Below are 9,488 nucleotides of genomic sequence, written 5' to 3'. Positions count from 1 at the left end.
CATAGTTATCAACCAGTGGTATTTGATAGTTGGTCACCTTCTGGTTAATGGCATCCTTCACTGCTCCTTTGAGGCTATCGGTTGAAACGACCTCTGATAGACGGCTTCTCGAAACAGATAGCTGCTCCTTGATACTATTTACCGAAATAACTAACAACTCTTTTTGAACTCGAACTTCGGATACATCAATCTTCATTCACTTCCTCCTCTGCGTAAACACTGGAAATCAGTCCTGCGTCTAGATAGTCCTTACGCAGAGCTTCTTGGCAGTAGTGTTCATCCACGGTATCCGAATACCCTTCTGATACTACTCTCTTGATCAAGAGATTGCTTAAAAACAAAGGGGAGGTGTCAAAGCGTAATCCAAATGGATAGCCATGACCGATGTAGTCCACATAATGTCCGTTTGCCAAATCAACTCGACGACCTGAAAGAACTACAAAAAAGTCCATCTGTTCGCTTTCAAATGACTCAACCAAGTCCTTAGGAAGAAGTTCACGATCAAGTTCGACAACACTACCCAAAGGATAGATACGACTTAAGCAGAGATCCACATAGGAAGCATACTGGATAAAAAGCGAACGAGGTAAGGTGACTTCTTCCTGGAGACGACGAATCCGCACGAGTTCTTTTTCATAGAAAAACTCCAACGGCGCCCCTATCATTGGATGATAATGATAACTAGGTTCGTCATTCATAAAAGCTATATAACAGGCCCTAAAAACATCCGGATGTCCTGATAAGGTCATCGCTACCGCTGTCAATACTTCCTGCTCCTTTTCAGATAGATTACATCTAGACAAAGCGCGGGCGAATAAAATCATTTGTTCTTCCTTCATGGTAGCAACCCTCCTGATGCAATAGCTCCTGCTGCGATAGCTCCTGCTTCATGCGCGTCATCATCTATCTTATTCTGTCCTGCTTGTTCCATTTTTAGAGCATCTGAGTTGGTAAAATTTTTCAAAGTAACAATAGACTTGTTAAAGTGCTCCAAAACGTCATTAAAAGTGGTAAAAGGGGTAAGATCTGTGCGACTAAACCGCATATCACTTAGTTTACCGATTCCTGTAGTTGAAGTAGAAACATCTCTTGTAATAGTGTTCCAACTGGATTGATTTACACCTGTATCTACCATTTTCTCCCTAATCCTCCATATATTCATAGACACGAGCCTGATGATAATAAGATGCTATTGCAGACTGAAGATCACTTGATTGTGTTTCCAGACTCCGAATCTTATCCTCAATAGCTGTTTTATTATTGTTATGGCTATCTCGAAAATTAGTAATATTGGTTCCTAAATTATAAAAATACCCTTCAAAATCTTGCTGACGACTCCCCTTAAAACTAGAGGAATCTAAAGGAAGAATCTGACCTAAAGATCTTGCACGATTATCAATAGACTGTATCTCACTTGCTAAACTACTGCTAGCTTTTCTTAATCTAGATATTTTCCCGTCAACTACACTTTTTTCTCTTTGAGCTTCAGCAGCTTGTCGACGAAATCTAGCCGCAATTTGTTTATAATACGACCCCATTTCCCTTCTCCTTTTTATAAACTGTACTTCATTTTAGCATATTTTGCTTAGAATCAACAACCCATATACATATCCTTATGATTAAACTTACTCCCTTTGAATCAATCCCCAAAAGTGAGAAGTTCTCTAGTCAACTTTTGGGGAAAGGCTCTTATCAAGTTCAAGCGTGAAGGATTGCTGATGTTATCTTGGTAACTTAATTCTGCAAACTTCTCTTCCAACAAAGAAGTGTGTTTCATCGACTTCTAGAAGAGTTTCTTTGTAATTTGACTTACCTTTAATCATTCCTTGGTCCATAAATCTAGTACCAAATATACCTGCTGGCATATTTGCACGTAATCTCTTACTAAATTCATCAAATTTACTTTCGATATTTTTCTGATAGCCATGGAAAATAAAGTAAACTCCCGCTTTAGAGGCATTTTTGATAATCGTTTCTAACACATTTGCAGAAAGTAACATTTTTTCATTTACGGTATGAATGTCTGGCATGTAAACAAACATCATTTGATTATAGCCACCATGTAGTCTTCGTTCAATTTCACTAACAAGATCTGTTAAAGCTGTACTAAAGTTATTTAACAAGATGATTGAATCAAAACTATCTGGATTTGCAAGACGTCCATCAATATCAAAAAGAATACGTTGAGCTTGCCCATTCAAATTTTCAAATGCCATCAATAACACTGCTTCGAGTAGTTCCGTTTGCTGTGGCGTGTCATCCATAATGACAAAATAGCCATGTTCTTTAGGATTAAACCCTACTACCTTAGTCGTTTCTTTATCATATCCGATTGGGATTTGACCTTGTTTCAGCATCTCTTGAACTGTAGCTGATTGTTTAAATTCATCAAGCGTCACTTCATTTGGCAACATTGGGATTGGTTCTGGGCAAACTCCTGTCCAGCTTCTTGCAATCAACTTGACTTCTTCTTCCAAGTTATATAGGCGCTCAATGTCCCCTTCTCCACTTATCGGGAGATAAACCTGAATGGCATAAGGGATATCTTCTTTCAACTGGGCACGACCAAAAATTTCTTGTTGAATTAAAGCATCGCGTCCGATAATTTCCTTAGAAGCTCCTTCATCAACCAGGTAAAAGGCCAAGCGCGAGGTGATATTACTTGACATACTGATTTTAAGGCTATTTGAACGAAGTGCTGTCAAAATCACATAGCATCCAAGACTCGCTCCCTCACGTAGGAGGCGGTTAATCATACTTTCAATAGCCTCTTCTAGCGGTGTATCTTTTATAGTATCAAAGCCGTCAAAAATAGTAAGAATAGCAGGGAGTTTCTCACCTGATTTTTGTTCGTATTGGGAAAGACTTGCTACATTATGGAGGGCAAACTTCTCCTTGCGAATCTTCAACTCTTGGTCAATACGTTTTAAAAACTTAACCAGTTTTTCTTCTTCATCAAACCTTGTCAAATCAACTACATGAGGTAAATCTTTTAGTGGCAAGAGGCCGTTTGTCCCAAAGTCAAATAAATTGATTTGTACTTGCTCTGGAGTATTCAAACGAGCGAGATTTAACACTAGAGTTTGAAGAGCTAGGGATTTCCCAAAACCAGGTGAACCATAGAAAACTGTATGCCCCATTTTTTCCAAATCAAAATGATAATCCTTTTGACGTTGCTCTGTCGGAATATCCATTCGAGCAAAGGGAACGGCCAATACTTTTTCATCGGTCCAGTGAATATCTGTTTGAGGGGATATGATAGCTGTCTCTAGTGGTTCTAACCACGGTTTATCTGGCAGGTTGAGAGGTACAGTCTTGCTCACTCTTGCTATATAGTTTACAACAGCTGAGAGTTCCGTGATTTCTTCCGTCTGATCAGCAGTATAATTTTCATCCTTAGATAGGTCATCAGATAGCAATTCATATTGTCCTAAGTCATTTATCAACCAGATTCGTTCATCAACAACTTCTTGAACTCCCTCTATTTGCGGGGCATAATGTGCACCACTCCAAGCAGACTGGAACAACTCATAGATTTCGTTATTTCCTACTTGTAAGTAGGCACGCCCTGGTTCAGTAATACTCGCTGCATCTGGTGTTTTGATAATTTCATTTGAATCAGACTCATCTGACACTTTCAAAGCTAGTTTGAAACGAGAGTTTGACCATATTTGATCATTCACGACACCTGATGGCTTTTGTGTAGCAAGAATTAGATGGACCCCAAGCGAACGTCCGATACGGGCTGTCGAAACCAGCTCTGTCATAAATTCTGGTTCATGTTCTTTCAATTCAGCAAACTCATCACTAATCAGGAACAGATGAGGTAATGGTTTGTCTGGATAGCCTGATTTGTCAGTAGATTTTTGCCCTTCCTTATATAATTTAGTGTATCCATTAATATGGTTGACACCAAATTGATTAAATAGTCGTTGGCGTTTTTGTAACTCTGCTTTGATAGAAGCTAAGGCACGCGCACTAGCCGCGCCATCTAAGTTAGTAATAGACCCAAGCATATGTGGTAGATCTTTAAAAAGATTCGCCATCCCACCACCCTTGAAGTCAATCGTAAGAAATCCAACATCCTCTGGACTAAAATTTACAGCCATGGATAATATATACGACTGAAGAATCTCCGATTTACCTGAACCAGTAGTTCCTGCTACAAGACCATGCGGTCCATGTGCACGTTCATGTAAGTTGAGTTCCACCTGGTCATCTTTCCCACGCAATCCTAATGGCACTGCTAACGTTTTAAAAGTATCCGCTTTGGACCATCTAGTCGCAACCTGTAACTCTTCAACTTCTCTGACTTGATAGAGTTCCAAAAAAGTAACGGATTTTGGAATCGTATTCTTCTCTACTTCCATGTGTTTTAGATTTGCTAAAGTACGGATAGAATCTTCATAGCAATCCAACAGCGGGTGGGGAATAAAGGTTTGAGCACTATAGGCACCTTCATCATTAATGATTTGACCTAGATTTTGATTCTTATATTCAATCAGAGTTGTGATAGTTTCTGGCAAAAGACGACGTGCCTCTTTCACCCAAATGACTGTTACACCCAACTCTGTCAAATCCTTGGCTAGATACTCATTCAAACTATGGCCAAGTAAATGGGAGTCATCCATAATCGTTAAGACATAATGAGGTTTAAAGCGTGCATCTTTTTCCCCCATTTCACGTTTAATTTGAGAACGTTTTTGAATAATACGGTAAAGCGAATTTAGAACAGCATCACGGCTTCTGGCATCATGAACAAAACCACGAATATTTCGCTCCTGCATATTAAAATGTGGGAGAAAGCGCCACTCAGACCAATCCTTCTCATATCTCAGTTCTTGAACCAGATTGATAAAATTAACATCTAAGTAGCTATGGAACATTGCCATCTGTAAAAGCATATTATACACAGCTGTCCTAGTTACTTCACTGTTTCCAACAAGACCAACTGTCGCTTCAAAGATATTAACCGTGATCGGAACTTTCTTTTGCAAACTGTAGTCTTGCAAGACTGTTCGAGCAAACTGCGATATTTCATCTTTACTTTGCTCATCAAAATTTGTTTGCAACTCTAGCTGACTTAATTTATCTCCTAATCCTAAAGACACCTGTAAGAAATCTTCATTATAGTCCATTCGCTCATAAATTCTAGAATCATACTTTGCAATCAGCTCAGTAATGGTTGATATTGACGGTTGATTGTAATGTAGAATATTAGTTTCTTCTTTGTAGTATCTTTCTAAGTCGGATACTTGTTTTAATAAATATGCTTCGTAATCTTGAATCCGATTTTTTTCCTGTTCTTTGGTATCCTTTCTCTCCTCAAAATACTGACTCATAGTTGTCGCTGCCGTCAGGAGGCTAAAACCACCCATCCCTAGCATCATTACAGGATTCCCTTTTGTCCAAATTGAACTAAATGCAGTTAAAGTAAACATCCCTAAAGCTGGAACAATTGCTCGAATGAGCGAGTTTTTTGGTGGCTTTATCGGCTGTGGAGGTTGATTGATAATGATTTTCCCACTATGGATAATAGGGTTGACTCTCGGACTCCTTCTATACTCTGGAAAATCCATCGGATACTCATTGTTTTTTTCTTGTATCAGAATTCGATTCTTATTCAATTGTGGTTCTTCAAAAAGACATCCAATCTTCCACTGGTTCTTTCTTTTTTCTATAAAATAGTTAGAAACCTTCATTCGGTTTCCCACTTCAAACGGATAAAGCCCTTCCTCTTTGATAAGACGGTTATTTAGATAAACCGGAGATTCCCCAAGTGTAACCTGTACTTGATTATTTGAGAAAAAAAGTTGGTTTGAAATTGACCAACTAATGTCAGCTGATTCTTTCTTGCTACAAATAAATCGTTGTGGCGGAAAAATATAAGTGACAAAAATATCCTCTTCAGGAACCAATAAGGTTACAGTTTCTTTATCAAAGGTAGATTTTCCTCTTTCTAATTCCTTACCGTTTCGATAGACTCTTCTGCCTTCTACTGTATACTCGTTAGTACCTACTCTTACCTCTTGTCCTTCAAACAAATCAATTTTTTCCAATTTTTCTTGTTCAATCAACAAGGTATAAATAGGTTTATGAAGTTCTCCTAATTGGTCTCCCAGTTGATGATCATATTCTAGCTTTTTTGCCTTCATTTATCGCTCACTCTTTTCTTTTGTTTGGTTGTCCTTAGGAGTTGTTGTCTCAGTAGATGCTTTTGTGTCACTACTATTTGTAGTCGCTTCTCCAATCTCAGCAGAAAGTTCTTTTATTTTCTTTTCATATTCTTCAAGTTTCTTTTGTTTTTCAGAACCGTTCATATTGATATCTGCTTTAACTGATTCATATAGATTTGTATAAGCGTGTAAAATCAATTGTGTGTCCCCGATATTTTGTGCCACATCTAGAGCTTTTTCAAATTTTCCACGTCCAAGATAAATCCAATAATAGAAAATTGTATCATCTGTTGATTCTGTAATCGTATTTAAAATAACTTCCTTTTGCTTATCGCTCAAACTATCTAAACGGACATAGCTTGCTGCTAAGATATACTTAGCTTCTTTTGGCAATGATTCTGCACCATAATTTTTTAATGATTCAACTGTTTCAGAATAGTCTTTTCGCATGAAATTTGATTGGGCCATAATGACTGATGATTTTAGGGGGCCGTCTTTAAACATAGACTTATAAGTGGCAAAACTTAAAATCACTGTGGTTGTAGCAAGCAAGGCTCCCCCTATTAACAAAGCCTTCCATTTTTTCTTGTTCACCAACAAATTAGCTTTTGAACTCTCTTCTGATAATTTTGCATACTTTTCTGCAATATATTTATTAACATCAGCTACACTCCCTAAGGGAATAATATCCTGTGCTACCTTTTCCTTTATTGCATCAATCCCATGGATGACTAAGTCAAAATCTACCTTAGGTAGTAAAATAGAAATCATTAAAGCTTTATAAGACTCTAAATAGAATTCCGAACTATACTGCTGTGGTGCAAGTAATTTTTCGATTCCATAATGTAACATTTGTACATTACTGCCAAAAACAATGATGTTCCCAGGATGGATATATGGAATTTTATAATCATTTTCAGAATGAACTAATGCCGACATGTTTTGTGCCAAACTAAAACGCTCAAGCTCCGTACTTCTATTTAAAATTTCTTCCTTAACTGTTTTAAAATACTCGGGAATAATATAATTCAAAGAAAGAACTCCATCTTTTTGAACTATTTCTACTGGACAGTATTCTTTAATCAATTCAAGTTGTTCTCTATGATAACCTGATGAAGAAATTTGAACTGATATTTGGTTGTCTTCTCTCACAAATTGTAGTTGATCTGCTTCAAACATTTTTTTCTCCTATGATACATCTTCAATCTCTATATAATCCCCATCACTAACTGGATAAGCAGCCAAGATGTCCGTTGTCTCGATATGAATTTGTTTATTTCTAACTTTGAAACAAAACGAACTATTTAGAGGTAAATTCAACTGTTCTCTAACTTTGGTATCTTTTAATAATTCTTCTAATCTTAACCAAGTAAGAGCTTTTGAAACTCGAATATCTATTTGTTTTGCTCTATACTCTAGAGTTAACTTTATTTTTCCGTAATCCATGCCATTTCCTTCCTAGATAGACTCCCAACAAAACCATAAACAGCAAGAAAACACTTGTAAATACATTTCCCATCCAATCCTTAAGAATTGAATAATCCCTTTGCTTAAAAGAGGACTTCTCCTCTATGGTGTATTGATTGAATAATGATGTTTGAACGACAGTAGTTTCTAAACGATAAATAGAATGATTTTCACTATCGGTAAATATAGTATGCTCTGCCCCCTGTAAAAGTTCTTTTGTTGTTTGAGTTCTCTGATCCACAACCTTTTGGGTACGATTTAAAAATAAATTTGGGGCATATTTGGATTCTATCCTATTTTTGACCGTGTCCTGTGTACTATTTGTAATGATATCTGTATCAAGTTTTAAGCTACCATCGTCTGCATAAACTAGCACAGGAAATACGATACAAAGAATTAATAGGTGCTTTTTAATTTTCTTCATCATGGTATAAAAATAAGCGTCAAGTTTCCCTGACGCTCCTCAAAATCAACTACAAACCAAAGCTTTGTGCATCTTGTTGGTCACGTTCAGCTACTGTTTGAGCATAGTTGTTCAATTGTTGGTTGATGCTCACTAGAAGCTCCTCGAATTTTTGAACATGTGTATACAACTGGTTGTATTGCTCAAGGTAAGCATTAAATGCTTGTCCTTTCCATTGTGATGCCATTTCTCCATTTGTTCGATTAACGGTTTGTACTGCTTGTTCAATTTGATCTTTAGCACTAAGATAAATTGCCGCCTGAGATTGTAACTGTTCTGGAGTTAAACTAATTGCTGACATAAGGATTCTCCTTTTAAATTTTTTCCTACTTTAGTTTATCATATATTTTAGTGTCTGTCTATCAGTTACACACTCGTAATACAAATTTGTACAAAAAAAGTATCTGCAAAAACATTTAGATAGAAAGAAACCTGTATTCAAAGTTTTCATACGCCCTAAAATGTCAAATCAAGTGCACATTTTCCTCATAGAAAACTTCATATTCTCATTTCATAGTATGTTGAATTAAAGTATCAATTATGATTTTCTTATTACTATTAAGAAGAAACTAAAATAATTCTGGTATATTTTATCTGAATCATGTGTAATTGCGGCCTGTTTTTCAGTATATAATTACTTCTTTAAGATAAGAATATTCTATGGCCAAATTTTGTCTAATTAATTTAGAAATCATTAACAAGGGGGATATTATGGCTGAAAGAATAATACATCAAGCTGATCTTCGAGCTATCGAGAACAACTTGCGCTCTATCCATGAAGGATTGCGAACAATTGGTTTTCATACTTAAGTTTTGTCCCAGCTTTATCCTTTTGATATTCCTTTTGAAGCTCATGAAGTTCTAGTCTCTCATGATTGTAAATACAGTATTGAAATTTGTTTTTTGCAAACATAATAATCCTTTCTAGTTATCAACAATTAAATCTTGTTTAAAAAATCTGAAATGTGTAGTTATCTAAAACCAACATCTAATTTTCTTAAACAACACAAAAACGCTCTAGACAATATGAACTGCACCCCAAAAGTTAGACAGAAAAAATCTAACTTTTGGGGTGTTTTTATTATGAAATTGAGTTATGAAGATAAAGTTCAGATCTATGAACTTAGAAAACAAGGATATAGCTTAGAGAAGCTTTCAAATAAATTTGGGATAAACAATTCTAATCTTATATACATGATTAAATTGATTGATCGTTACTATTCTCCTGAATTAAAACAAGAAATGATTAATAAAGTCTTACATGAAGGCTGGACTAAAGATAGAGTTTCTCTTGAATACGGTCTCCCAAGTCGTACGATACTTCTTAACTGGCTAGCGAAATACAAGAAAAACGCGTATACTATTGTTGAGAAAACAAGAGG

Annotated in this window: 8 protein-coding genes and 2 pseudogenes; 1 reads left to right on the top strand and 9 read right to left on the bottom strand. The window is 36.3% G+C overall.

The features are described 5' to 3' along the window. The 9 genes and pseudogenes from BLS46_RS09635 to BLS46_RS09595 form a co-directional block, all read right to left on the bottom strand. Nucleotides 1–196 (bottom strand): annotated as a pseudogene (locus BLS46_RS09635) (virulence protein); the annotation flags it as partial. Then, on the bottom strand, nucleotides 186–839 hold the full coding sequence (locus tag BLS46_RS09630; protein ID WP_093587225.1) for a DUF4176 domain-containing protein: 654 nt from the start codon (nucleotides 837–839) through the stop codon (nucleotides 186–188). The gene BLS46_RS09630 and the pseudogene BLS46_RS09635, both read right to left, overlap by 11 nt. Next, the gene (locus tag BLS46_RS09625) at nucleotides 836–1,135 is read right to left on the bottom strand and encodes a variable surface protein mvspG (protein ID WP_093587223.1); all 300 of its coding nucleotides are present in this window, start codon (nucleotides 1,133–1,135) and stop codon (nucleotides 836–838) included. The genes BLS46_RS09630 and BLS46_RS09625 overlap by 4 nt, the downstream gene beginning before the upstream one ends. A 7-nt stretch (nucleotides 1,136–1,142) precedes the next feature. Then, on the bottom strand, nucleotides 1,143–1,538 hold the full coding sequence (locus BLS46_RS09620) for a YwqH-like family protein (protein ID WP_093587221.1): 396 nt from the start codon (nucleotides 1,536–1,538) through the stop codon (nucleotides 1,143–1,145). 183 nt (nucleotides 1,539–1,721) lie between these two features. Then, nucleotides 1,722–6,155 (bottom strand): type VII secretion protein EssC, encoded by a 4,434-nt coding sequence (essC, locus tag BLS46_RS09615; RefSeq protein WP_093587219.1) that lies wholly within the window; start codon nucleotides 6,153–6,155, stop codon nucleotides 1,722–1,724. After that, the gene (gene essB / locus BLS46_RS09610) at nucleotides 6,156–7,355 is read right to left on the bottom strand and encodes a type VII secretion protein EssB (protein ID WP_038804230.1); all 1,200 of its coding nucleotides are present in this window, start codon (nucleotides 7,353–7,355) and stop codon (nucleotides 6,156–6,158) included. It abuts the gene before it with no gap. 9 nt (nucleotides 7,356–7,364) lie between these two features. Next, nucleotides 7,365–7,622 carry a hypothetical protein gene (locus tag BLS46_RS09605; RefSeq protein ID WP_009013811.1) on the bottom strand — a complete coding sequence of 86 codons (258 nt, stop codon included), beginning with the start codon at nucleotides 7,620–7,622 and terminating at the stop codon, nucleotides 7,365–7,367. Then, a complete protein-coding gene (locus BLS46_RS09600) occupies nucleotides 7,585–8,070 on the bottom strand; it encodes a hypothetical protein (protein ID WP_038804231.1) in 486 nt (161 codons plus the stop codon). The genes BLS46_RS09605 and BLS46_RS09600 overlap by 38 nt, the downstream gene beginning before the upstream one ends. 46 nt (nucleotides 8,071–8,116) lie before the next feature. Beyond that, entirely contained in the window at nucleotides 8,117–8,407 is a 291-nt protein-coding gene (locus BLS46_RS09595) for a WXG100 family type VII secretion target (RefSeq protein WP_038804232.1), read from the bottom strand. Between the two features lie 782 nt (nucleotides 8,408–9,189). Between BLS46_RS09595 and BLS46_RS09590 the strand changes: the two are divergent. Next, nucleotides 9,190–9,488: pseudogene (locus BLS46_RS09590) on the top strand (IS3 family transposase); the annotation flags it as partial.

The organism is Streptococcus sp. NLAE-zl-C503 (assembly GCF_900104285.1).
GTDB lineage: Bacteria > Bacillota > Bacilli > Lactobacillales > Streptococcaceae > Streptococcus.
This window is presented reverse-complemented; position numbering and strand designations above follow the sequence as displayed.